The sequence below is a fragment of the Enterobacter sp. EC_64 genome (assembly GCF_019584165.1).
Taxonomy (GTDB): Bacteria; Pseudomonadota; Gammaproteobacteria; order Enterobacterales; family Enterobacteriaceae; genus Enterobacter; species Enterobacter roggenkampii.
Genome location: NZ_VDAS01000031.1, coordinates 1 through 26,302, shown reverse-complemented (window position 1 = coordinate 26,302; position 26,302 = coordinate 1). Strand labels below are relative to the sequence as shown.

Sequence of the window (26,302 nt, the reverse complement as noted above, 5' to 3'; positions counted from 1 at the left end):
AGCCGATGAAAACGGAACAACCGTTATGGGGTAGGGGCATTATGGTCGCTCCCCAGCATTTTCAGCAACAGGTCGCGTATGCGGCCTGGTCTGCCGAGTGTATTGCCCGGCTGGGCCTCTCCTGCCCGTGGGGGGTAATAAATGCTACCTTCGAGCCGGAAGCGCTCAGGCTTGGACGTCTTCAGGCCCGTCATCTGCATGTCCGTTTTCAGGACGGTACGCTGATTGATACAGACAATGCTGATTCGCTGCCACCGGTACTGTCGCTTGAAAGCGAATCGCAGGAGGTGACGGTGGTGCTGGCGCTCCCGCTACTGCGGGCGAACGGCGGCAACTGCCTGAAACCCGATGAGGTGGCCGAGCGTCCGGTGCGATATCGTCAGCGCTGGCGGGATGTACGCAATACCTTTGGGGAAGACACTCGTCAGATTGCCGTGATGCAGCCTGAACTGACGCTGCGTTTTGCCCATCAGAACAACAGCGATTATCTGACTTGTCCGGTCACCCGCCTGCAGCAAGACTCGCAGGGTACATGGCTATTGGATGAAACATTTCTTCCTCCGCTGTTGACCCTCCAGGGCAGCCGTTGGCTGGTTACCCAACTGGAACAACTACTGACACAACTGCGGGCGCGACTGTGCCGTCTGATGGCAATGCGGCGTGAAAGCAATGAGCGCATGGCTGATTTCGCCGTGGCAGATGTATCACTATTCTGGCTGCTCAACGCGCTGAACAGTGCCGAGCCCGTGCTGGGTCAGTTCCAGCGTAATCTTCAAAGCCCACCGGAACGTCTGTATCCGGAACTTTCTCGCCTTGCGGGGAGCCTGCTGACCTTTTCCCTGGAACATCAGGTGAGCGCCATACCGGCCTGGCATCACGAGCAACTCAATGCGGTATTTCCACCGCTGTTTGATTTGCTTGGCGATCTGCTTGAAGCCAGCCTGCCGTCACGCGTGGTGGCCCTGGCACTCGACTATGACCCACGGCTGCACTTCTGGCAGGCTCGCCTGCATGACCCGCGTCTGCGCGAAGGGGCTGATTACTATCTTTCTGTGCGCTCACCGATTCCGGTGGCGCAACTGCAGGAGCAGTTTCCGCGCCAGTGTAAGGTGGGCAGCCCTGACCATGTGCGCGGGATCGTCAACTCTTCCCGCGTGGGCGTGCCGCTGACGCCGCTGCGCCATGTGCCAGCCGCCATTCCACTGCGTCTGGAAAATCAGTATTTCAGTCTCGATCTCTCCCATCCTCTGGCGACTGAAATGCTCCAGAGTGGGACATGTATGTTTTACGTCCCGGGCATGCTCGGCGAGCCTGAACTTGAACTCTTTGCGGTATTGAGAACATGAGTGAACGTAAACACGGCGCTGTCGTGTCTGTTGATATTGACGCACTGCTGCAGGATACCTGGCTTCAGGTCATCAGCCTTCGCTATGGCCCGCAGTTTCAGGAAGGCGAAGGTCGGGTCTTGTGGGAACGCTGTATCGCTGATGTGGAACGCGTTCAGCGTGAACTAAAAGCGAGTGAACTCGATGAAGCCAGCTGTAAGCATATCCTCACTGCACAATGTGCATTGCTTGATGAGGCGGTCAAAGGGCGCGGTGTAGAGGATGATGCCTGTGTGCAGTGGTATGACATTCCTCTGCAGGGACACTTCCTCGGCACAATGGATGCGGGTGACACTTTATGTGACAGGATGCGCGATGTGCTGCGTGAACCTGCTCCAGATAATGCCGTACTGACCTGCTTCCAGCGGGTAATGATGCTCGGATTCCTGGGAAACTTTCGTGCGCTAAACGATCCGGAACGCCAGAAGCTGGTCAGCGCCCTCAATGAGCGTGTTACACCGTTCAGCTACCCGCAGACCCATCCCGTTCTGGCAGAGAGCCGCAGCGGACGGGGAGCGGGAGGCTGGCTGGCGTCATGGCCCGCGCGTATCGGCCTGAGCGTGATTGTTCTTGCCGCACTCTGGTGGGGACTGGATCGCTGGCTCGATCAGATGCTGCTGACCCTGTTGCCGGGAGTCGTAAAATGAGTCCTGTACAACAGCGCGGGCTTGCGCTGTGGGCTGCCGTGCTGAGTGCTGTGGTCTGCCTGGCTTTTCTGCCGTTATCCCGGCTGGCTTCAGTGCTCGTTCTGCTGGCGATGATCGGGGTTATCGTCGCGCTCTGGTATATCGCCCGACCTCGTGCGGAGCATGACGTCAACCTGCGTCTGGATGACCTTCCTGAAACCACTTACCGTCAACCTGTGGTGCTGGTTTGTGGCGATATGCCTTTGACCTGGCCGCAGCAGTCACCAGTACTGATCGTTACGCAGGGATGCTGGATCCGCGTTGAGGACCATCAGGATCTGGAGCAGGTTGCCCGTCAGATTCTGTGGCAGCGCCCGGACTGGGGGCGTCAGCTGTCGGTGATGGTCAGTGTCTGCCCGCAGAAACATGTCGACAGCGAAGCCCTGACAAGTCGTCTGCTGGCTCTGCGCTGGCAAATCAGCCAGTTGCGTAAAGAAACGGGACAATCTGTGCCACTCATTCTGAATGGTCAGATTGGCAGCGCGATGACGGATGACATGCTCTGGCAGGCCGCTATTCCGGGTGAAGGGTGGACTGTCTGGCGTGAGTCGAATGCGCCTTGTTCGATCGCCGCGTGGGTCACCACTGGCGGTGCGCCTGTAATGCAGCAGCAGGTGCTGATGAACAGCCTGATGAGCTGGTTCCATCAGCATGTCCAGGCGGTATTCATCGATGAGAATCCTGATGTTCCGGTCATTGCACCTGCAGCGCTGCTGTGGGGAATGGGACCGATTCTTGCCGGAAGCCTTGCGTCCTCTGCCTGGACGGCATGGTTATCGCGTCATACTGCCATGCAGCAGGTAGCCGGCTGGCAACCGGTAGGGACGGACAGCACGGTGATATCACCCTTCCCGGATTTCATCCTGCCGCTGTTACCGGAAGGAAGTGGACTTACTCCCCGCGCCCGCACCTGGCGCTGTGCCCTTGGTCTTTTCACCCTGGCGGCCATCGCCGCGCTGCTGAGCAGTGGCTGGAACAATCGCCAGTTGCTGCATCGCGTGAGCTTCGATATAGCCCGTTACGACAGTCTCTCCATGGATGACTACGGCCCGAAGGCTAGCGCCGTTGCGGCCCTTCGTGAGAATGCGGCGCTGCTGGATGACTATGCACGTAACGGTGTACCGATCCGGCTGGGCCTCGGGCTTTATCAGGGGGAACGTCTGCGGATGCCCCTTCTGGAAGCGATCCGCTCGTATATGCCGCCGCCTCCTAAACCGCAGCCAACCCCAAAACCAGCACCGAAAATAGTGAGGCTCGACAGCATGTCGCTGTTCGATTCCGGCAAGTCCGTGCTGAAAGCGGGTTCCACCAGGATGCTGGTGAATTCACTGGTTGGCATCAAAGCGAAACCGGGCTGGCTGATTGTCGTGTCTGGGCATACCGATAACACCGGCAATCCGCAACTTAACCAGACGCTGTCTCTGAAACGCGCCGAAGCGGTGCGCAACTGGATGCGGGACACGGGCGACGTGCCCGAAAGCTGTTTTGCGGTGCAGGGCTATGGCGAAAGCCGTCCTGTCGCAACCAACGACACCCTGGAAGGGCGTGCGCTCAACCGCCGTGTCGAAATCAGTCTGGTACCGCAGGCGAATGCCTGTCAGATACCCGGCAAACACCCGGCGCCATCGCAGGATGATGGCGTCTCAGAAAATAAAACGGAGTAATTAACATGGCAATTCCTGTTTATCTTTGGCTGAAGGACGACGGCGGCGCGGACATCAAAGGGTCTGTTGACGTTCAGGATCGTGAAGGCAGCATCGAAGTGGTTGCACAGGAGCATAACCTGTACATCCCGACCGACAACAACACCGGCAAGCTGACTGGCACCCGCATCCACACGCCGTTCCTGTTCACGAAGGAAATCGATTCCTCCAGCCCGTACCTGTACAAGGCGGTGACCACCGGTCAGACCCTGAAATCCGCTGAGTTCAAGTGGTACAAAATCAACGACGCGGGCCAGGAAGTGGAGTACTTCAACACCAAACTGGAAAACGTGAAGGTAGTGAAGGTGAATCCTGAAATGTATGACATCAAGGATCCTTCTAAAGAGAAGCACAATCACCTTGAACGCGTTGAACTGCGTTACGAAAAAATCACCTGGACCTACAAAGACGGCAACATCATTCATTCCGATTCCTGGAACGAACGCGCCACGGCGTAATCCTGATGCGGGCAGGTTTTCCTGTCCGCAGTTTTTTGCTGAGTGCCTGAGATGCGGGCACTCAGCAAAGAAAAAACAATCTGCCTGCCTGACCTTATGCGCTTTGGTGAACAGCGAGGGGCGGTAGCGTGTCCAGGAACCGACAAAGAGAGAATCTCATGGAAAATCCAGCCATCCTGTTACGTCGTCTGAACCCTTACTGTGCCCGAGCGATGGAAGGCGCAGCTTCGCTCTGTCAGACCCGTGCCCATGCCGAAATTCTGCCGGAGCACTGGCTGCTGAAGCTGCTGGAGCAGGGGGAGGGTGACCTGACGGTGCTGGCGCGTCGCTATGAATGGGATATGGATAGCATCTGGCAGGATTTGCTTGGCTGGCTCGACAGACAACCTCGCTCCGTGCGCCATCGGCCCCAGCTCTCTGATGACATCCAGACTCTGATGCAGCAAGCCTGGCTACTTGCCTCACTTAATGGCGAAGAGCACATTCGCAGCATCCATCTGCTGATGGCCCTGGTGGAAAAACCAAAACTGGCACGTTGTGACGGCCTTTGGCCGTTGTTAACGCTTGCTCAGAGCCAGCTGGATCGCCTGCGACCGTTGCTGGATGCGCAATCGGATGAACGTCCGGAAATGCAGCGCGAAGCCGAGCTGACACAGAACCACGGTGGTGAGGTGGAGTTTGTCGGGCGTCCGGCTGGTGCGGAAATGAAAGAGGGGGAACTGAGCCCTGCGCTGCAGAACACGCTGGATAAATTCACCCTCGATGTCACCGCCAAAGCGAAGGAAGGGAAGATCGATCCGGTGTTTGGCCGTGACACAGAAATCCGTCAGATGGTGGATATCCTCTCTCGTCGCCGCAAAAACAATCCGATTCTGGTCGGCGAGCCGGGCGTGGGGAAAACCGCACTGGTTGAAGGTCTGGCATTGCGTATTGCCGAGGGTAATGTGCCTGAATCACTGAAAACGGTCACTCTGCGTACCCTTGACCTGGGCCTGCTGCAGGCCGGTGCAGGCGTGAAAGGCGAGTTCGAACAGCGGCTGAAAAACGTCATCGATGCGGTGCAGCAATCCCCGTCCCCGGTCCTGCTATTTATTGATGAAGCGCATACCATCATCGGCGCGGGCAACCAGGCGGGAGGCGCCGATGCAGCGAACCTGCTAAAACCGGCGCTGGCGCGTGGCGAACTGCGTACCATTGCGGCCACAACCTGGAGCGAGTACAAGCAGTACTTCGAACGCGACGCGGCCCTGGAGCGTCGTTTCCAGATGGTAAAAGTCGATGAGCCTGACGACGACACCGCCTGTCTGATGCTCCGTGGTTTGAAATCCCGTTACGCTGAGCACCATCACGTGCACATTACCGACGATGCGGTGCGCGCTGCTGTTACGCTTTCCCGCCGCTATCTGACGGGCCGTCAGCTGCCGGACAAGGCGGTTGATCTGCTCGACACCGCCGCAGCGCGCGTCCGGATGAGCCTCGACACGGTACCGGAACAGCTGACCTGCATTCGCTCGCAGATTACCTCTCTTGAAATGGAGAAGCAGGCGCTGCTGGAAGATATTGCTGTCGGCAATCAGAGCCATGGTGAACGCCTGACCGTCATTGAGCAGGAAGAGAACGCTCTTATCGTTGCTCTCGATGAGCTTGAAACACAGTACGGGCAGGAACTGAAACTCACCGAACAACTGCTGGAAAGCCGCCAGGACATCTCCCGTCAAAGCGAGACGCGCGCGCTGCAGCAGGAACTGAACGGCATGCAGCACAGCAACCCGCTGCTCTCCGTGGATGTTGACGTACGCACCGTTGCCAACGTGATTGCTGACTGGACAGGCGTTCCACTGTCATCGCTGATGAAAGATGAGCAGACCGAACTGCTGACCCTGGAAAATGAAATGGGTAAACGTGTGGTCGGGCAGGATGTGGCGCTCGAGGCCATCGCCCAGCGTCTGCGTGCGGCAAAAACGGGTCTCACCTCCGAGAATGGTCCGCAGGGCGTGTTTCTGCTGGTGGGACCGAGCGGGGTGGGGAAAACCGAAACCGCGCTTGCGCTGGCCGATGTCATGTACGGCGGTGAGAAGTCACTCATTACGATTAACCTCTCAGAATACCAGGAGCCGCATACGGTTTCCCAGCTGAAGGGCTCACCTCCGGGTTACGTCGGTTATGGCCAGGGAGGGATCCTGACCGAAGCCGTGCGCAAGCGCCCGTATAGTGTGGTTTTGCTCGATGAAGTCGAAAAAGCCCACCGCGACGTGATGAACCTGTTCTATCAGGTCTTTGACCGCGGCTTTATGCGTGACGGCGAAGGACGTGAAATCGACTTCCGCAACACCGTCATTCTGATGACCTCGAATCTCGGCAGCGACCACCTGATGCAGCTGCTTGACGAACAGCCGGAGGCCAGCGAAGGCGATCTTCACGAGCTGCTGCGTCCGATACTGCGCGATCACTTCCAGCCGGCGCTGCTGGCCCGCTTCCAGACCGTGATTTACCGCCCCCTCTCGGAAGCAGCCATGCGTACCATCGTGGAAATGAAACTCTCACAGGTCAGCAAGCGCCTGCATCGACACTACGGCCTGAGCACGCACATTGATGAAAGTCTTTATGATGCGCTGACTTCAGCCTGCCTGCTGCCAGATACCGGTGCGCGTAACGTCGACAGCCTGCTCAATCAGCAAATTCTGCCGGTGCTCAGTCAGCAACTGTTGACCCATATGGCCGCAAAACTGAAACCACAGTCATTACGCTTTAGCTGGAGTGAGGAAGAGGGGATCGGGCTGGAATTTGATGTGAAACAGGGAGTGGACGCATGAGTAATAATCCTCCATTAAGATACAGCCATAACCACCACCTGCTGGCGGTGAAGGGATGTGAAGCAGAACTCGACGTTCTGGCGTTTGAAGGCGATGAAGGCCTGAGCACGCCGTTCCGCTACCGTATTGAATTCACCAGCAGCGACCACGCTATCGCCAGAGAGGCGATGCTGATGAAGCCCGGTTCGCTGACGCTGCAGGCCCCGGTAGACCAGGGCTACGGCATTAAAGTGCAGCAGCCGGTGCGGGTGATTCAGGGCGTGGTGACCGGTTTTGAACGCCTCAGCACGTCAAAAGATGAAACCCGCTACGCCCTGACGCTCCGGCCACGTCTGGCGCTGCTCGACCGCTCGCACCAGAACGCCATTTACCAGGACATGTCGGTTCCGCAAATCGTGGAAAAAATCCTGCGCGAGCGCCACGGTATGCGCGGTCAGGATTTTCTGTTCTCGCTGTCAAAAGAATACCCGCGCCGTGAACAGGTGATGCAGTACGGTGAGGACGACCTGCACTTTATCACCCGCCTGCTGGGTGAGGTCGGCATCTGGTTTCGCTTCACCACCGACACGCGCCTCAACATTGACGTGGTGGAGTTTTACGACAGCCAGCAGGGGTATGAAAAAGGTCTGACACTGCCGTCGGTACCGCCATCGGGCCAGCATTCAAAAGGCGTGGATTCAGTCTGGGGAATGGAATGCCATCACAACGTGGTGCAGAAGCAGGTCAGCACCCGGGACTACAACTACCGTCAGGCCACGCAGGACATGAACACCCTGGTGGATGCGACCCGCGGGGATGTCACCACGTACGGTGATGCCTATCACTGGGCGGATAACTACCTGACGCCGGGCAGCACCTATGACCGTAATCCGGCCCCGGAGTCCGGGGCGTTTTATGCCCGTCTTCGTCACGAACGCTACCTGAATGGTCAGACCCGGGCGCAGGGCATCACCAGCTGTCCGACCCTCTCACCGGGTCAGGTACTGAAAGTCACCGGCGGGTATGAAGTGGCCGACGTGTTTGCGCAGGGCGTGGTCATCACGGCGATGCACACGTATGCTCGCCGTGATAAGGACTTTGCGGTTGATTTTGACGGCATTCCGGACAGCACCGATTTTGGTTTCCGCCCGGAACCTGGCTCACGCCCGGTGATGGCTGGCACCTTACCGGCCCGCGTCACCAGCACCACCGAAAATGACACCTACGGGCATATCGATAAAGACGGTCGTTACCGCGTCAACATGCTGTTTGACCGTGATAACTGGGAAACCGGGTTCGAGAGCCTGTGGGTACGCCAGTCGCGCCCGTACGCCGGCGACACCTACGGCCTGCACCTGCCGCTGCTGGCGGGCACCGAAGTGGCGATTGGCTTTGAGGACGGTAACCCGGACCGGCCGTACATTGCCGGCGTGCTGCACGACTCGGCGCACGGCGACCACGTCACCATCCGCAACTACAAACGCAACGTCCTGCGTACCCCGGCGAACAACAAAATCCGCCTCGATGACGAGCGCGGAAAAGAGCACATCAAGGTCAGCACGGAGTACGGCGGGAAGAGCCAGCTGAACCTCGGCCACCTGGTCGACAGTGAGAAACAGCAGCGCGGTGAGGGGTTTGAGCTCAGGACGGACAGCTGGGGGGCGATACGGGCGCAGAAGGGGATTTTTATCAGTGCTGACGGGCAGGCCAGGGCGCAGGGTCAGGTGCTGGAGATGCAGGCAGCGATGAGCCAGCTGGAGCAGGCGCGGTCGCTGGCTGAAGCGTTACGCAGCGCGGCAGAGGCGGCGAGGGCTGAACTGGCAGATGTGCAGACGCAGAAGGCGCTGCTGTCAGAGGCGCTGACGGATTTAAAGAAAGCGGCGCTGCTGGTCTCGGCGCCGGAAGGAATAGCGCAGGTGACAGGGAAAAGCCTGCAGCAGTCGGCGGGAGACAACATCATCAGCACCAGCGGCGGGCACACGGATTTCAGCGCACTGAAAAGATTCACCGTGGCGGCCGGGGAGCGGGTAAGTCTGTATGCGCAAAAGCTGGGCATCAAAATGTTTGCCGGCAAAGGGAAAGTGGAGATCCAGGCGCAGGGGGATGAGATGACGCTGGATGCGCTGAAGGATATCCGCATCAGCAGCAGTGAGGGAAAACTCATCATCAGCGCGAAGCAGGAAATCATTCTGACGAGCGGAGGGGGATATATCCGGATAGCGGACGGAACGGTGGAGTGTGCGGCGCCGGACAAAATCATCGAGCGCGGGGCGGTGTGGCAGAAGTTTGGTGGACAGAGCATAAGTCAGGCGGTCCAGAAGTGGGAGAGCAGCGAATTTGAAATGGGACCTGAAGTGCTGTGGCCCTATTCTGAGACACCCGTAGCGAGTCAGAAAATCAGCCTGACGCACAGTGATGGTACCGTGCAGGAGTTAATGACTTCTGCGGACGGCCGTGGGGAGAAGCAAAACTTGGTGGATCCTGCATCAGTGCAGATAAACCTGAAGGATGAGGACTAACAGATGATTGAAGCCACTGAAAGCAATTGTGTTCTGCTGGGATACGACAAGTTTGGTCATCCCCTCTACAAGGCCATTGCCACGCCGAAAGAAAAGGAGCAATGGCTCAAACTTTATAAGATGCCGGACAGAGTCATCCCGGTTGTATTTTTACCGGGGGTGATGGGGAGTAATTTGATGAGTCCTGACGGCAAGTCTATCTGGAAAGTAGATGGAACATGGAGCATGAAATCCTGGTTAGTGCGGGGCGCCGAGGAAAGAAAAAAATTACTGGATCCCACCAAAACTGTGGTTGATCCCAGCGGGAAAATAGAGCCTGAAAGTCCGGAAGAGCGGCTGTTATTTTCATCGCGTCGGGAGAGAGGCTGGGGGGAGGTGGGGGCAATGAGCTACGGCACTTTCCTTCCCTGGCTTCAGGAAGCGCTGAACGATAACCAGACAATGTTAAAAAACAAGACCAGCAAAAATGGCAGCCTGACTCTGCGTGAGAGGCTGATGGATAAACCATTGGGGGCCGAAATTGGCGAGAGTAACCTGACCTCTGACGAAGTGGCGCTGAGCTATCAGTACCTCTTTCCGGTCCATGCGGTGGGCTATAACTGGCTACAGTCGAATGTGGATTCAGCTAAAATGCTGGCCAAGCGTATTGAAAAGATTATTGGCGATTACAAAGCCAGCGGACGCAAATGCGAAAAGGTGATCCTGGTGACCCACTCAATGGGAGGGCTGGTTGCCCGTTACTATTCGGAATTGTTGGACGGAGATTTCGGACAGAAAAATATCCTAGGTATTGTACACGGGGTGATGCCGGATCGTGGTGCCCCGATGGCCTATAAGCGGATGAAAGCGGGTGAGGCAGGGCCGGTTGGTTTAGTGATTGGAAGTAGCGGCGCTGAAATGACCCCTGTACTGGCACAATCACCGGGTCCTCTACAGCTCCTGCCAGGCTATGGATATGGTATGGGCTGGTTTCATGTTGAGGGCCTTAAGCAGTCTTTGCCCCAGACAAATCCGTATACGGAAATCTACACTCGAAGATCGGTGTGGTGGGGATTATGCGAGGAACGCCTTATTAATCCAGAGAATAAAGATATGGATAAAATTCGACTGGAGAAGGACTGGCAATCATATGTGGATAATATTGATAATAAAGTAAGAAAGTTTATAGAAGGACTTAATGGGCGCTACCATGAACATACCTATGCCTTTTATGGCAATGACGGGAAGAATTACCCCTCTTATGCTGAACTACACTGGAAGGACGTAAGTGGAAAACATACTCCGGAAGCCCACCGCTCGCTGGTCAGCGAACAGGGGGAGATATTCTACCCGGTGGACAAATTTAACCAGACCATTCGCTATGCAACGCTGGAAACACCTGACCAGGGGTATGTTAGCCGTAAATATGAATTATTACCTCCTGTGGACGACGGTGACGGCACTGTACCGGTCAGAGCGGCAGTGATTAATTCTCCGAAGTTAAAGGCCCAGCTCGGTGTGGGCGTTGACCACGAGGGGGCATACAAACCTGACAACACCATGGATGCGCGCTGGTTTACTCTTCGCTCAATTATAAGAATTGCACAGCAGGTGAAAAATACAGGGCTTGCTTACCATGAATAAGATAAAACAAAAAGCAATGATCCTGGTCGCCTTCATCGTTGTGGGATATGGGTTGTATCAGTATTCTCGCCCTTACAATCCATCACCGCAGACACTGACGTCATCACAGCAGGTAGCCATGAACAAGATAAACGCTGAAATGAAACCTTATTGCGTCGGGCGCTATATGCTCGACCTGCCATCATCCTTTACGGCTTATAATGACGCTGCACCGCTGGATGACAATATCTGGGCGGCGGTGATTTCAAGGCCCGAGGATACGTATAAAACCTACCTGGCGACAAAGAAAATGTACCACCCAGCTTTTGTGCAGTTAATCGCATTACGTGAAAAGGCTCTGCGAGAAAGTAAAACTATTGACGCTCAGGATATGCCGTTTTTAAAAAAAGTCTGGCCGTTACCCACTGGTATGGATGGTGTGATTTTTGAACGGAATGAAAACGAGAGTGTTGCGGACGCAATGCGCATACTGGAAGGCTATTTATATACTAATGGCGTAGTTATTAAATTTCAGAAACAGACCATTAATGATTCTAGCCCTGTATATAATGAGCAACGAAGAGGACGCCCAGCCAGAAATTATGTCGCAAATGATATCAGCCAGATGCAGTCGCTGATGGCGAGAATTAGCGGCAGGGATCATGACGTCATTCCGACGAAGCCAGGTTCCTGTATCACCCATGCATTTATTGCCACCGACCCGACGGCAAGGGAACGGGAAGATATCTCCGTTGGGCTTGAAAGTAAGACACTGGAACATATCAGAGTTATTCTTTCTACTGATAATTTCACCCGAGAAAAAGACACGGTGCTGGAGAGAGCAGGTGAGATAGAGAGTAATTTGTACCGTGGCCATGTGGAAAGAAAAGGGGCCTTCAGTGTTAACGGGCTTCAGGCCCAGGAGTTTCTGGCAACGGGTTTACAGGCATCTCAGGACGAGCCGCGTTACGGCTTTGATATGTTCATCAATGAAATGACAGCCAGCTACAAGACTCCCAATTTTATTCTGACCCTGGAGAATGATTCCATGCCGCCAACCTCCTACAGCAAGGAGGAAATTATTGCCTTCTGGGACACGATCAGCCGTAGCGTACGCGTGCGCCCCGGCGCATTTTGACCAGCCGGAAAGGATCACGGATAAATGACATGAAGGCTCCAAAATGGATAGAATAAAATGGAAGGTCATTATTTTTGTTGTTTTGTTCGCACTGGGATTCGGGGTATATCAACATTTTCGCCCTTATGACCCATCGCCACAAACACTGACGTCATCACAGCAGGTAGCCATGAACAAGATAAACGCTGAAATGAAACCTTACTGCGTCGGGCGCTATATGCTCGATCTGCCATCATCCTTTACAGCTTATAATGACGCTGCACCGCTGGATAAAAATATCTGGGCGGCGGTGATTTCAAGGCCCGAGGATACGAATAAAACCTACCTGGCGACAAAGAAAATGTACCACCCGGGTTTTAAGCAGTTAATCGCATTACGTGAAAAGGCTCTGCGAGAAAGTAAAACTATTGACGCTAAGTATATGCCTTTTTTAAAAAAAATCTGGTCTTTGCCGGACGGTATGGATGGTGTGATTTTTGAACGGAATGATAATGGGGGTACCGCAGATTTTATTCGAACACTGGAAGGCTATTTATATACTAATGGCGTAGTTATTAAATTTCAGAAACAGACCATTAATGATTCTAGCCCTGTATATAATGAGCAACGAAGAGGGCGCCCAGCCAGAAACTATGTCGCAAATGATATCAGCCAGATGCAGTCGCTGATGGCGAGAATTAGCGGCAGGGATAATGACGTCATTCCGACGAAACCAGGCTCCTGTATCACCCATGCATTTATTGCCACCGACCCGACGGCAAGGGATCAGGAGGATATTAACATAGGGCTCATCAGTAGTACTTTCGACAATATACGCGTTGCGCTTTCCACGGATAACTTTACGCGTGAACAAAACACGGTGCTAGACAGAATGGAAGAAATAACAAGCAATATTTACCGTTCAAGGGGAGGCATAGAAAGAAAAGGGGCCTTTAGTGTTAACGGGCTGCAGGTCCAGGAGTTTCTGGCAACGGGCTTGCAGGAAGACAACGATGAACCACGATATAATTTTGAAATGTATATTAATGAAATGACGGCCAGTTATAAGACTCCGGGTTTTATACTAACCCTTGATAATCAACGCATGCCGCCAACTTCCTACAGTAAGGGGGAAATTATCGCCTTCTGGGATACGATCAGCCGTAGCGTACGCGTGCGCCCCGGCGCGTTTTGAGTATATATTTTCATACAGCGAAAATTAAAATTTTATCGATAATAATTAAGTGGGGCGCTGTCTTGGTCGCAAACTATTATATTGTCGTGAATTAACTTTTAAAAAGAGGAAGATATGCCTGGAATTGTTTGCCTGGGTGATGATACCACCCATGGTGGAAAGGTGATTACCGCGTCGTCGACGATGTTTATCAATGGTATTCAGGTTGCCTTGGTCGGTGATTTGGTTTCATGTCCAGAACACGGAGTTAATCCGATAAAAGAAGGTGATCCCGGAGCGTCAGAAAATGGGGTGAACGTTGTTGTTAATAACTGCGCCTGTTCCTGTGGATGCAAAGTCATTAGTTCTCACATCGAAAATACTATTGAGTCTTAATATTATGTGGCCTATCCCCAAAGTACCCGAAAAAAGTACAATTGCCAGCTTGTCATACAAGCGATGGGGGATTGTTCTTATTTCTATTTTAATGGTTTGTTCTGTTTTTGGTTTTTCTTTGTGGGGAACGGAGGCATATACTAAAATAGTATTTTTCCTGCTACTTCCGGCATTTTTCATATGGTTATGTATTTTTGGCGCAGCGCTAAACCGTTATGAGCAGTCAAGGAGCGCTCTTTCTGCCTGGAAAGAAGAAACTGATAGAACTAAGGCTTTATGGCAGCACTGGAGCCGACAGCAGTTGTCAGTGGTTGGTAATGTTATCTTTACTCCTGAGGAAAACGGGGCCGCGAGTTTTCTTGGACCTCTGTCTGATATTCCAGCATATCCAGATAAAGTCAGGTCGTTGTCACATTCCTGGGGCTCCCTTCGTGTTTTGTCTGATATGATCGACAAACAGCTTGAGCAACAGTATCCTGGTTATCGGAAATTTTTGCATACTATTTATGTATTGCAACCCTCTGGTTGGGACAAAAAGAACGTATGCCAGATTATTCTGTCTCAATGGGAACTGCTTCCTGAAGTAAATTGTTCCGTTGAGTGTATTGGAAAATTCCACGATAACGTTAATTTTGATGGTTTGATATTAGTTCTTAGTTTCCAATGCTGGTTGGCAGGTGTATCGAAACAATTCAGCGAAATGGTCTCTGCCCAGCTTTTATCATCCTCAACTTTTTCCAGACAACATGCTGTACCGGTACTTGCCGGATTAGGCCGTGTTATGCCTGTGGATTATGAGAATATTGAAAAAGATTTAGATATGCTTTTTGAATACAATCGAATTGACAAGCGTGATTTACGCCATGTCTGGCTTTCTGGTATTCCTGCTGATATTAATTCAAAACTGATTCAGTATGCAGATCGATGTCAGTGGAAACTTCCAGAGAAACATCCTTTTAATTTGATTGATTTTTCTTTTGGTCCCCCTGGTGAAATGGTATTCCCTGCTTCACTCGCATTGTTGGTTGACGCGGCTAAAAAGACTGAAGCTAACCAATTATTAATTATTCAGGCATCACCTCAGTCCAGACTGCTTTGTTTTATTACTCGGAAACTTTATTTATGACCCAGGAAAAGGAATTACAGTCAGCACGTTATGGATTTTGGGGCTATCTTGTTTTAATTGTTGGCCTTGCGGGTATAACTGCGTTTTTACTATTTATTAATCAAGATGCCTTGCTTAAATATGGACTGACATATCGCCAAATTTGGTCGGTGTGGGGTGGTGTATTTAGTTTTTTATTCTTAGGCACTATTTGCTCTCCTTTTTATTGGCGCTGGGAGCAAAGAAAAAAACAACTCATTTATTTACCACCGGAACCCTCAAGTGCTGAAACTAAAACAACTCCTGATGTGAGCACAACCATCAGAGATTATACCGATTTAAAACAGCATCTTAATCTTCGTTATGGCGTCCTTTGGCGACGCAAAGTCCACCTGCTGCTCGTCACTGGCAATGAAGCCGCTATAGAGCAATTGGTACCTGGCCTGCAGGAAAGCCAGTGGCTTGAAGGCAACCGCACCGTGCTGATTTACGGCGGGAGCCTGGCATTAGAGCCTGGCCGGGAGAAATATACCGCGCTGCGTAAACTGCGTCGCGGTCGTCCTCTGGACGGAATAATTCGCGTCGTACCGCAGTCGCTTAATCTCACCCCTCAGATTAGCGACAACGATTTACGTGGCCTGGAAAAAATCAGCGAATTGCTCCGTTATTCAGCGCCGGTCTGGCTGTGGCAACTGTGTGACAGCAAATGGTCGCAGGCAAAACGTACTGAACAGGCGGTAGGAGCCCGTTTCCCGCTGCATGCCAAAGCTGACGATATTAGCCGTCAGCTTGAGCTGATGCTGCCTGCATTGCGGATACAGGGGGTAAGTCAGGTCGCTGAGAACAACGGCCACGATTTCCTGCTGCGTCTGGGCCAGTACCTCAAAGACGGCGGTATCGTCCGCTGGACTCAACAACTGGTGCCATGGTTGGCTGCCTCTCAGCAGCGTGTTCCGTTGCGTGGTCTGATGTTCAGCCTGCCGGACAGTTACCCTGTTCATACTACTGAGGGGACAGCCGAACCTGAGAAATATATCCCCGAATCACAACGCCATGCCCTTGCTCTGCCCGCAACATGGCAGGGTATCGTTGATGACTGCATCCGTGTGCGTGGCCGCCGTGTCGGTATGGCCTGGGAGCAGACCCTTGCCTGGACACTGATGACCATTATTGGTATCTGGGGAGCGGGTACACTGCTGTCGTTCGCGGTCAACCGCATGCAGATAATCTCTGTTGCCGAGCAGGCGCATGCGCTGGTGGAGCATCCTTCCGTATCGGATTACCAGCTCACGGCTCTGCATACCCTGCGTAATGACGCTGGCCGCCTGCAGCACCGTATTCAGGAAGGAGCGCCCTGGTACCAGCGCTTCGGTCTGGACCATAACCAGCAGCTGCTCGATGCGTTGCTGCCCTGGTACGGCGTGGCAAACAACCGCCTGATACGCGACCCGGCGAATCAGGCGCTGACACAAAAACTCAGCGCATTGGCAAACTCTGCCCCCAACAGCGACCAGCGTGCACAGCTGGCGAAGCCGGGTTATGACCAGCTTAAAGCCTGGCTGATGATGTCTCGTCCGGATAAAGTCGACGGCGCGTTTTATGCGCAGACCCTGAAAACCGTGCAGCCGACACGAATGGGTATTTCTACCGGTCTGTGGCAAAGCCTGGCGCCGGATTTGTGGGCCTTCTACATCACCGAACTGCCTAAGCAGCCACAATGGAAAATCACACCGGATGCGCAGCTGGTCAGCCAGAGTCGCCAGCTGCTGCTGCAGCAAATTGGGCGTCGTAACGCTGAAAGCACACTGTATGAAAACATGCTCAAGTCAGTGCGTCGTAACTTCGCCGATGTCTCCCTGGAGGACATGACCAGCGGTACCGATGCGCGTCGACTTTTTACTACCGAGGAGGTCGTGCCGGGCATGTTCACCCGCCAGGCCTGGGAAGGTGGCATTCAGCAGGCTATCGAAAAGGCTGCAAATTCCCGCCGGGATGAAATTGACTGGGTGCTGAGTGATTCCCGTAAAGCCGTATCGGCGGATCTGTCGCCGGAAGCGCTCAAAGCACGCCTGACAGAGCGTTATTTCATTGACTTTGCCGGCAGCTGGTTGAATTTCCTCAACAGCCTGCACTGGAACCCGGCAAACAATATTGCGGACGTTACCGACCAGTTGACGCTGATGAGCGATGTCCGCCAGTCGCCATTGATTGCCCTGATGAATACCCTCGCCTGGCAGGGACAGACAGGCCAGCAAAGCGAAGGTCTTTCGGACTCCCTCATCAAATCAGCTAAAGATCTCGTCGGTGGAAAAGATAAACCTGCCATTGATCAGTCTGCGTCAGGGCCGCAGGGGCCGCTGGACGATACCTTTGGCCCGCTGCTGCAGCTTCTGGGTAAAAACAAAGGTGGTAATGTCATGTCGGCGGACAACTCCCTGAGTCTGCAGACGTATCTGACCCGTATCACCCGCGTGCGTCTGCGACTGCAGCAGGTGGCCAGCGCTTCTGACCCACAGGCAATGATGCAGACCCTGGCGCAGACCGTATTCCAGGGCAAAAGCGTGGACCTCACCGACACTCAGCAATACGGCAGCCTGATTTCGGCAAGTCTTGGCGAGGAGTGGAGCGGATTTGGCAGCACAATGTTTGTGCAGCCGCTGACCCAGGCCTGGGAGACCGTACTTCAGCCGTCGGCAGCCAGTCTGAATGACAAATGGAGCCGCTCGGTTGTCGCGAACTGGCAGACTGCCTTTGACGGTCGTTTCCCGTTTGCTGCCAGCAAAAGCGATGCCTCTTTACCGATGCTGGCTGAATTTGTGCGTAAGGACAGTGGACGGATAGAACGCTTCTTGTCGACAGAGCTCAATGGTGTGCTACACAAAGAGGGTAGCCAGTGGGTACCGGATAAGGTCAACAGCCAGGGACTGAATTTTAACCCGGCCTTCCTGCGGGCCATTAACCAGCTGAGCCAGCTGTCAGACATCCTGTTCACCGATGGCAGTCAGGGCATCAGCTTTGAGCTGCAGGCGCGTCCTGTGCCACAGGTGGTGGAGACGCAGCTAACCATTGATGGACAAAAGCTGCACTACTTCAACCAGATGGCCGACTGGCAAAGCTTCCGCTGGCCGGGAGAGACTTACAAGCCGGGAACGATGCTGACATGGACCACGGTCAACGCCAGTGCGCGTCTGTTCGGGGATTACAGCGGGACCTGGGGCTTTATCCGCTGGCTGGACTTGAGCAAGCGTCAGCAGCTGGACCGCAGCCAGTGGATGATGAGCTTTACCGCACCGGATGGTCGCACCCTGCAGTGGGTGCTGCGCTCCCAGCTCGGAAAAGGCCCGCTGGCGCTGTTGGATCTGCGTGGTTTCACGCTGCCGGATCACATATTCAGTGTCGACAGCGCGGCCACCGCTCAGGCGCTGATGGCTAATACGGAAAACAATGACATGGAGGGCGTCGAATAATGAGCACATTGCAGAATTTGGTTATCGCCTGTCAGGCTGACGATGCTCAGCTGCGTGAACAGGCGCAGACGCGCACGGATAACTGGCAGCCCTGGCTTGCTCCGGTAAGCGTAGCCAGTCCGACCGGGGAAGACCCGGGATATGACGATGATTTTCAGCGTATCCGCGAAGAGGTTAATAAGCTCTCTGGTATTGATACCGAACTGATATGCACGCTTGCTGAAAAGTTACTGACCACCACGGCCAAAGACATCCGTATTGCGACCTATTACTGCTGGGCGCGATTGCACCAGGATGGCGAAGCCGGCTTTGCCGAAGGGCTTGAACTGCTTGCCGGATTATTGCAGCGCTACGGCATGCAGCTTCACCCGCAGCGGGACCGAAGCCGCAAGGCTGCACTGGAATGGCTTGCCGGTAGCCGTGTCCTGGACAGTCTGTCACTGTTTCCGGAGGTCATCCGCGAGGATGCACAGCGTACCGCCGGGGCCTTGCTGCTCATCAGTACCCGTCTGGAGACCGAGCCGGAAGCATCGCGGCCAGAGCTGAATGCCCTGTACAGCGGGCTGGAGTCTCGCCTGATGAAGGCCGGGGGTGTGGATGCCGTGGTACCGCAGAACGCAGGGAATAAGGCGCAGTCACAGCCCTTTACGCATGCGACCGAGTCAGATGCGCCGGTTCTGAACCGCATCACCTCCGGTCAGGATTTGCTGGCCCAGGCCCGTACCCTGACGGGATATCTGCGCGAGCAGCCTGATGGCTGGCTTGCCGCACACCGGCTGATGAAAAGCCTGCGCCATGACACGCTGAGAGCGATCCCTGCACCGGATGCCGAAGGGAAAACACGTATCGAACCACCGCGGGCTGACCAGCGGGCAATGCTTAAACGGTTGTACCTGCAGCAGAGCTGGCTGGAGATACTGGAGCAGGCGGACAGCAGCTTCTCGCGTGGTGCTAATCACCTCTGGCTGGATTTGCAATGGTATATCCACCAGGCTCTGGTGAAATTGGGGCACGATGTGCTGGCCGATATCATCATCGCCGATCTGAAAGGGCTGCTGAGCCGTCTCACAGGGCTTGAAACGCTGGCCTTTAATGACGGAACGCCGTTTGCCGATGAGGTCACGCTCAACTGGATAAATCAGAGCGTGCTGGACGATTTGTCCAACTGGCGGGATGAGCCGGTCAGTGCTGCTGGTGAGACAGATAACGATATCCTGCTCCTCGAGCCGGAAGCGCTGGAGAAAGCGGACACTGACGGTCTGGATGCCACACTTCACTGGCTCCAGACCCGTCCTGGTTGCGACTCTACCAAAGACAAATGGCTGCTGCGCCTGCTGATGGCCCGCATAGCCGAGCAAAAGGGTAAAAATGAGCTGGCCCTGCATCTGCTGGGTGAACTCGATAGCGCCGCACGGTCAATCACCCTCACGCAGTGGACACCGGCGCTGTTATTTGAAGTGAAATCCCGTCGCCTCAGACTGCTACGCATGAAAGCTACACGCAGTGAAACCGATAAATCACGTCTTCAGCCTGAGATGGACCAGCTTCTTGCCGGTCTGATTGCGCTCGACCCGGCAAGCAGTGCGGTGCTTTGCGGATAAAAACGCCTGGCTACCTTTAACATTCCTAAATTCAGGTTTTTTATGGACGACTTAACCCTGCGTTATTACGACGCTGAAATGCGCTATCTGCTGGAAGCCGGCGAAGAGTTTGCCCGTGCTCACCCCGAGCAGGCGGCAATGCTCAATCTCGATAAAGCGGGCGCGCGCGACCCGTATGTGGAGCGCCTGTTTGAGGGCTTTGCCTTCCTGATGGGACGGCTTCGCGAGAAGCTCGATGACGATCTGCCGGAACTGACCGAAGGGCTGGTTAGCCTGTTGTGGCCGCATTACCTGCGCACCATTCCGTCGATGTCGGTGGTGGAGTTCACCCCTGACTGGCGTGAGATGAAAGAGCCGATGCGTATCGTCAAAGGCTTCGAGGTGAACTCACGGCCCATCGGTGAGAAGGGAACACGCTGCCGCTACACCACCACCAGAGAGATGACCCTTCAGCCGCTGGCGCTGGAGCAGGCCCGCCTGTCGACTGACCCTGACGGGCGTTCGGTCATCAGCCTGCGTTTTAACTGCAGCCTCCTTGCCGACTGGAGCCGTGTCGATCTCAGCCAGATCCCATTTTACTTCAATGCTGACGCACCGCTGGCCTGCGCCATGCATGAAGCCTTTACCATGAACACGGCCCGTCTCTGGCTGCGCATGCCGGGTGACACGGACAGAAGACCGATGGACGGGTATTTCACCGCACTGGGGTTTGGTGATGATGACAGGCTGTGGCCGAAGGGAGACAGCAGTTTCAGCGGCTACCAGTTGCTGCTGGAGTATTTCACCTTCCGCGAGAAATTCATGTTCACCGGCCTGCGTGGGCTGGAGACCGTACTCTTTCCGGCTGAACTCCCCTGGTTTGAAATCGAGGTGGTGCTGGCAGAGCGTTGGGAGCATGATTTCAGCTTTACCGAAAAGCATCTGCGCCTGAACTGTGTGCCGGTGATTAACCTGTTCCCGCTGGAATCTGACCCGCTGACGCTAAACTCCCTGCAGACCGAATACATGCTGCGCCCGATGCGCGTGCAGGATGGCCATACCGAGATATATGCGGTGGATTCGGTTATGTCATCGAGCCAGCATACCTACGTGCCATTTTCAAGCTTCCGCCACAAGGGCGGAATGATGCGCCATGAAGCCCCGGAATATTACTACCACACCCGCGTGCGCCGTGGCCCGTCGGGGTTGCATAACACCTGGCTTATCCTCGGCGGGGAAGCGTTTGATAACCACACGGTGCCGGAGGATGAAAGTCTGTCGCTGACGCTAACCGGCACCAATGGCCAACTACCTCGCAGAGCGTTGCAAAGTACCGTGCTCGATACAGTGATGAAAACCACTTCAGCCAGTATCGCCGTGCGTAACCTGTGTGCGCCGACGCTGCCTTGTTATCCCCCGGCGCAGGATCGCTTTCACTGGCGTGTGCTGAGCCATCTCGGCAGCGGTTTCCTGTCGATGATGGACAATGCCGACGTGCTGCGCGGCACGCTGGCGCTGTACGAGTGGACCGACAGCGAGATGAACCGCCGTCGTCTGGAGGCGATTATCGATGTGAAGCACAGTGAAACGGAACGCTTTGAGCAGGGATATCTGGTGCGCGGGGTGCAGATTGAGGTGACGCTTGAGAGCAACGGCTTTGCCGGGCGCGGCGATATCTGTCTGTTCGGCGAGATGCTGAGCCGCTTCTTTGCACTGTACACCGATATCTATCTGTTTAACCGCCTGATTATTATTCTGCAACCGACCGGAGAGCGCCTGGAATGGGAAGAGAAGCACAACCGCCGCATTCCCGGCTGACCCCGCGGCTGGAGGCCGATCTTCACCGCATCAACTTTTATCGTTTATGCCAGCTACTGGAGAAGCGCCATCCGGACAGGCCGCTGATGGGCTCTACCAGCCATCCGGCGGATGACCCGGTACGCTTTGCGCCGCATCCTGGGATGGGGTTCCCGGCCAGTGAACTGAAGGCTGTCGAGTATGACGAGGATGATGACAGCAGGCCACCGCTTATCCGCACGACCTTTATGGGGATGTACGGTGTTGATTCGCCTCTACCGACCGCCTATCTCGATGACATTTCCCAGCGCCGGGAAGGACATGAGGCGCTGCAGGGGTTTCTGGATATTTTCAGTCATCGCATCCTGACGCAGTTTTACCGCGTCTGGCGTAAATACTCGTATCCGGCCACGTTTGAGCCAGGGGGAACTGACTCCATTTCGCAGTCGCTGCTGGGTCTGGTGGGGCTGGGCATACCAGGCACCGCGAACCATATAGCCACGCCAGTGTCCCGCTTTCTGGCGCTACTGGGTGTGCTGCAGCAGCCGGGCAAAACTCAGGAAGGGATGCAGGCACTGGTGCGCCTGCTGGCCCCCGATACGACGGTGCAGGTGAGTCCGTATTGTCTCCGGCCTGTAGAGATTGAAAGGCCGCTGGGTTTTTACGGTGACGAAGCGTTTCTGCTTGATGGCAATACGCCTCTGGGTGACGAAGCGATGGATGCCAGCAGTCAACTGCAGATTGCGCTCACGACGGATAACGAACAGGAAGCGCAGGGCTGGAAACCGGACGGTCTGTTGTATCAGGACTTTCTGGTGATGCTGCGGGTTTATCTCGGGTGGCGTTTTAAGGCAAAAATTACTCTGACCACCCGGACCTGCCTGCTGGCTGCGCCGCCGCTCGGTGAAGGTCGCTTCTGGCTGGGGATGAATGGCGTGCTGGGCGCGGAAGACGAATATCTCCTGGACGATATCCCGCAGACCTTCACGACGGAACTGGGCTATTACACCGGCCTGCAGCCCTCAACACCACAACAAGGAAACCGACGTGTTACGTACAAATTCAATTAAGACTTCGCGCTGGCTGCTACCGCTGCTGACATTCAGCCTGGCAGGCTGCGGGGTGACGCAGAGCGTCACCGATGGCACTAAATCGGCGTTTAACGCCGTGTTCTACAAAAAAATCAAGGTGCTGCACCTCGATTTCACCGCACGTGAGGCGCTGAACACCGACTCCCGTGAAAGTAACTCGCTGTCTCAGCCGGTGGTGATAAGGGTTTATCAGCTCAAAGACCGCAAAACCTTTGATAAGACGGTGTATCAGCAGTTGCTTCAGGATGATAGCACCATTCTGAAAGACGACATGCTGGCCAGTCGTGATGTCGTGGTGAAACCGGGTGGCGATGCAAACCTTGATATGCCAATGGAAGAAAAGGCGCAGTTTGTCGCGGTGGTAGGGCTCTTCCGCCATCCGGATATGGACAACAACGCCTGGAAGCAGGTTATCAAACGCAGTGACCTGGATCCGGATAAACCACGTATCCTGGAAGCAGGTGATAACTCTCTGACGCTACAGCCGCTTAAGGAAGACTGATGCCCTACGGACATAACGCGCCTTCGCTGTATGAAATGTTAACGGGAAATTTTACAGGCGGACTCAACCTTAGTCAGGTCAGTGAAGAAAATCAGGTCATCCTCTCGGTGCTGGATAACATGCAGCGCGTTCTCAACTGTCGTGCCGGTACGCTGTCGCACCTGCCAGACTACGGGCTGCCGGATATGACCAAAATTCTGCAGGGCATGCCGGGAACGGCCCATGAGCTGATGGGCACATTATCTGCCGTCCTGCTCAAGTATGAACCCCGCCTGAAAAAAATAACCGTTGTCCTGCTGGAACAGAACGTCCCCGGCGAACTGCGTTATGCCATTGACGCAGAACTTAAAGGGATTGGTCTGGTGCGCTACGGGACTGAGTTTATGCCCGAAGGACGGGTCCTGTTAAGGCATCTCAGGCAACAACAATATCTCGATACGACCCTCCGTATATAAGGTTTGATAACATCATGTCAGTAAAATCACAGTTCCTGAAAAAGTTGCAGGCACGACAACCTGCACCAGTTCCTGCCATCAGCAAGAGTCAGGCTGATATTGCAGAGTTTCGCCAGCGGATGGCTCAGCTTCAGGAGCAAATGGACGCGTGGCTGACGGATACGGGACTGAATGTGGAGCCACTGACCGTATCCGTTCCGGATCTGCTGGTGGAGGGCGGGGCTTTTGAGATTTCCGGTATCGTTTTGGGCTATGACTGCCGGGCGGTCAAATTTATGCCGATCTTTCTGTATGGACAGGGCGTCGCCGGTTGTGTCGAGGTGACTTTCTGTTCCGGGGACAAGGTGATTTCTCAAGGACGTCTGTTCATGCGGGTGGGGAACGCAAATGGCTGGATCTTTACTCCCCCTGATACCTCATCCCGGTCCGGACAACTATTTGATGAAGGTGTCTTTTTCGGTCTGATTTTAGCGCTGCTGCCATAGCGATATTTCTGAGTCATTGCACTTTTAAACGCAAAATAGCCCCTCACATCAACTGACGAAATTAACCACACGGATATGCAGGCCCTCCAGGATGACCACACATATAACGTTAAAAACCGGCGGCGACCCGCGCACGCTGCCAGATTACGCCGCCCTCCGCGATGAACTCAGCAAGCTGACGCATCCTGCTCGCCCGGATGTAAACTGGCAATATGTCGAAAAACGCTGTCTCTCTCTGTTTGAACAGAACGGTGTGGAGTTGCAGACTGCGGCCTGGTACACCCTTGCCCGAACTCACCTGTCTGGATTGGCTGGCCTGAACGAAGGGCTGGCGATTCTGGAGGCCCTGATTAGCCATCAATGGGACGTTTGCTGGCCGAAGACGCTACATACTCGTCTGGAAATTCTTAGCGGTCTGAGCCAGCGACTGCAGCAGCGCATGCGTATGCTTCCACTCGACAACAGCCATCTTAGTGAGCTTTATCGTGCTGAAGCGTTGCTTACCCGGCTGGGTTCGGTGCTCCAGCGCCTTGAACTGAAACACCTAAGCCAGTTCGATACGTTACGAACAATGATACGTTCGAATGCTGAACGGCTGGAAAGCAGTAATGACGAATCAGATCGGAATGCACGCATGATGCCCGGTTGCGAATTACCTCAGGAAAGGGCAGAGCCGGTTGACGAAGTGAAATGGGTCTATGTTGTGCAGCCGGAGAATCAGCCTGATGCAGAGGGTCTTACGACAGCGCATGGGGCGGTCAGACCATGGAAGCCCTTTGTCGCCGGGATGTGTTCTATGCTGGTGGTCTGCGTCGCCGCGGCGTGGGGAGGGGGCTTTCTGTCCAGACCCGATCCCTTAACGACTCAGGCTGTTGCCTCGCTGGCGCCGTTACCTGAAGCGCTTACACCTGCTCAGCAAGAGGCGTTAGCACAGCGAGGCACTTTACCGTCCACGTTTATTAGAGAAACGCAGCAGCAGCTTGCCCGACTGGATAAGCTGCCCCCTGACTGGAATATTTCCTACAGCCTTGAGCTGTTAGCGCAACTCCAGACGGTGCGGCCGGAGGAGGCAAAGCCGCTTGCCGTGCAGTGGCAGCAAAAATTTAACGCGGCAGCGTTGCCTGCTGAGGCCATGAACAGCTGGTACCAGGGAATGATGAAGCTTCAGCAACTGAGCCATCGGCTGAGTAGTCTGGATGAGCAAAAGGGAAAATATATCACCGTGAGTGAGCTTAAATCGGTGGTTTTTTCGACTATACAGTCATTTAACCAAACAATACCGGCTGAAGAACAACTCAGACGCCTGTCACAGCATCCCGCAGGAGGTGTGCTTCCTGAAGCTGAAAAGACCCAACTGGAGTTGCGCCTAAGACAGCTTGCTGCGCGTTACGCTCAAATAAAACAGGATTCTTCTGCTCAGTGAATTCTGGCGATAGACAGGTGAATGCGCGTGAAGGTCAAAGTGTCCCTGCAGGAATCGAATGAAGGTTTAATTGATTGATATTTTGGTGTTTATAAACTTAATTTTTGTTGAATACCATCACAGATACCATCAGGTGATTGTGACAACTCCAATTCTGGGTATCTCGAGAATAGAACCTGGGAAAGTGACCTGCATTGAATTTACTCCCTACCTTTTTATGAGCGGGTCATCCCATCGGTTCGGTTTGTGAACTGTTACTATAGCCATGTCGAACAACGGAAGATGGCAGAGGGAATATGGTGAGTCATCATTGGCTGGACCAAATGACAGAATGCTTGAAAGAAGCCCGAAAGAAACATGAAGACCTCAACAAAAAAGATGCTATTGAGTTTAACGTCTTTCGGTATATCACTGCTGACGAAAATGGTCTTTCACGCATCATTGCGGATTTGCTAAGGAAGGTGCGAATAAGCAGGTCATTTCTTCCCAAGCTGACTCGCTGATTAAAATTTCGCGGATCTGGGCCGATTTTTTTCCCGCAAACACATCGAATCAGCCTATTTAG

19 protein-coding genes are annotated in these 26,302 nt (G+C 54.3%); all 19 read left to right on the top strand.

The window, feature by feature from the left end:
- Positions 1 to 5 precede the first annotated feature (5 nt).
- The 19 genes from tssK (at position 6) to FHC52_RS19500 (ending at position 25,737) form a co-directional block, all read left to right on the top strand.
- Positions 6 to 1,346 (top strand): type VI secretion system baseplate subunit TssK, encoded by a 1,341-nt coding sequence (gene tssK / locus FHC52_RS19590; protein ID WP_025912766.1) that lies wholly within the window; start codon positions 6 to 8, stop codon positions 1,344 to 1,346.
- Positions 1,343 to 2,032, top strand: coding sequence for a type VI secretion system protein TssL, short form (gene tssL / locus FHC52_RS19585; RefSeq protein WP_126289193.1), 690 nt, complete (start codon positions 1,343 to 1,345; stop codon positions 2,030 to 2,032). Before tssK ends, tssL begins: the two co-directional genes overlap by 4 nt.
- The gene (locus FHC52_RS19580) at positions 2,029 to 3,735 is read left to right on the top strand and encodes an OmpA family protein (RefSeq protein WP_128299515.1); all 1,707 of its coding nucleotides are present in this window, start codon (positions 2,029 to 2,031) and stop codon (positions 3,733 to 3,735) included. Before tssL ends, FHC52_RS19580 begins: the two co-directional genes overlap by 4 nt.
- 5 nt (positions 3,736 to 3,740) lie before the next feature.
- Complete coding sequence (hcp, locus tag FHC52_RS19575; protein ID WP_023325816.1) at positions 3,741 to 4,232, top strand: type VI secretion system effector Hcp; 492 nt, start codon at positions 3,741 to 3,743, stop codon at positions 4,230 to 4,232.
- 158 nt (positions 4,233 to 4,390) lie between these two features.
- Positions 4,391 to 7,045, top strand: coding sequence for a type VI secretion system ATPase TssH (gene tssH, locus FHC52_RS19570; RefSeq protein ID WP_126289187.1), 2,655 nt, complete (start codon positions 4,391 to 4,393; stop codon positions 7,043 to 7,045).
- Positions 7,042 to 9,543 carry a type VI secretion system Vgr family protein gene (locus FHC52_RS19565; protein WP_220420214.1) on the top strand — a complete coding sequence of 834 codons (2,502 nt, stop codon included), beginning with the start codon at positions 7,042 to 7,044 and terminating at the stop codon, positions 9,541 to 9,543. Before tssH ends, FHC52_RS19565 begins: the two co-directional genes overlap by 4 nt.
- Positions 9,544 to 9,546: 3 nt before the next feature.
- Positions 9,547 to 11,166 (top strand): triacylglycerol lipase, encoded by a 1,620-nt coding sequence (locus tag FHC52_RS19560; protein ID WP_063151447.1) that lies wholly within the window; start codon positions 9,547 to 9,549, stop codon positions 11,164 to 11,166.
- Positions 11,159 to 12,283 carry a T6SS immunity protein Tli4 family protein gene (locus FHC52_RS19555; protein WP_126289181.1) on the top strand — a complete coding sequence of 375 codons (1,125 nt, stop codon included), beginning with the start codon at positions 11,159 to 11,161 and terminating at the stop codon, positions 12,281 to 12,283. Before FHC52_RS19560 ends, FHC52_RS19555 begins: the two co-directional genes overlap by 8 nt.
- 43 nt (positions 12,284 to 12,326) lie before the next feature.
- A complete protein-coding gene (locus FHC52_RS19550; protein ID WP_164552876.1) occupies positions 12,327 to 13,457 on the top strand; it encodes a T6SS immunity protein Tli4 family protein in 1,131 nt (376 codons plus the stop codon).
- 114 nt (positions 13,458 to 13,571) lie between these two features.
- Positions 13,572 to 13,832, top strand: a complete 261-nt coding sequence (locus FHC52_RS19545; protein WP_071993462.1) for a PAAR domain-containing protein — start codon at positions 13,572 to 13,574, stop codon at positions 13,830 to 13,832.
- The gene (locus FHC52_RS19540; RefSeq protein WP_259279927.1) at positions 13,822 to 14,958 is read left to right on the top strand and encodes a hypothetical protein; all 1,137 of its coding nucleotides are present in this window, start codon (positions 13,822 to 13,824) and stop codon (positions 14,956 to 14,958) included. Before FHC52_RS19545 ends, FHC52_RS19540 begins: the two co-directional genes overlap by 11 nt.
- Positions 14,955 to 18,404, top strand: a complete 3,450-nt coding sequence (locus tag FHC52_RS19535; protein ID WP_050595305.1) for an ImcF-related family protein — start codon at positions 14,955 to 14,957, stop codon at positions 18,402 to 18,404. Before FHC52_RS19540 ends, FHC52_RS19535 begins: the two co-directional genes overlap by 4 nt.
- A complete protein-coding gene (tssA, locus tag FHC52_RS19530) occupies positions 18,404 to 20,005 on the top strand; it encodes a type VI secretion system protein TssA (RefSeq protein WP_032675274.1) in 1,602 nt (533 codons plus the stop codon). The genes FHC52_RS19535 and tssA overlap by 1 nt, the downstream gene beginning before the upstream one ends.
- 42 nt (positions 20,006 to 20,047) lie before the next feature.
- The gene (tssF, locus tag FHC52_RS19525; protein WP_032652876.1) at positions 20,048 to 21,802 is read left to right on the top strand and encodes a type VI secretion system baseplate subunit TssF; all 1,755 of its coding nucleotides are present in this window, start codon (positions 20,048 to 20,050) and stop codon (positions 21,800 to 21,802) included.
- Entirely contained in the window at positions 21,766 to 22,851 is a 1,086-nt protein-coding gene (gene tssG / locus FHC52_RS19520) for a type VI secretion system baseplate subunit TssG (protein ID WP_032675273.1), read from the top strand. Before tssF ends, tssG begins: the two co-directional genes overlap by 37 nt.
- Positions 22,829 to 23,374 (top strand): type VI secretion system lipoprotein TssJ, encoded by a 546-nt coding sequence (tssJ, locus tag FHC52_RS19515; protein WP_032675272.1) that lies wholly within the window; start codon positions 22,829 to 22,831, stop codon positions 23,372 to 23,374. The genes tssG and tssJ overlap by 23 nt, the downstream gene beginning before the upstream one ends.
- Positions 23,374 to 23,829: a type VI secretion system baseplate subunit TssE gene (tssE, locus tag FHC52_RS19510; RefSeq protein ID WP_025912749.1), complete on the top strand. Its 456-nt coding sequence runs from the start codon at positions 23,374 to 23,376 to the stop codon at positions 23,827 to 23,829. Before tssJ ends, tssE begins: the two co-directional genes overlap by 1 nt.
- A 14-nt stretch (positions 23,830 to 23,843) precedes the next feature.
- Positions 23,844 to 24,314, top strand: a complete 471-nt coding sequence (locus tag FHC52_RS19505) for a hypothetical protein (RefSeq protein ID WP_220420213.1) — start codon at positions 23,844 to 23,846, stop codon at positions 24,312 to 24,314.
- A 91-nt stretch (positions 24,315 to 24,405) separates the two neighbouring features.
- Entirely contained in the window at positions 24,406 to 25,737 is a 1,332-nt protein-coding gene (locus FHC52_RS19500; RefSeq protein ID WP_220420212.1) for a VasL domain-containing protein, read from the top strand.
- The last annotated feature ends 565 nt before the right edge of the window (positions 25,738 to 26,302 follow it).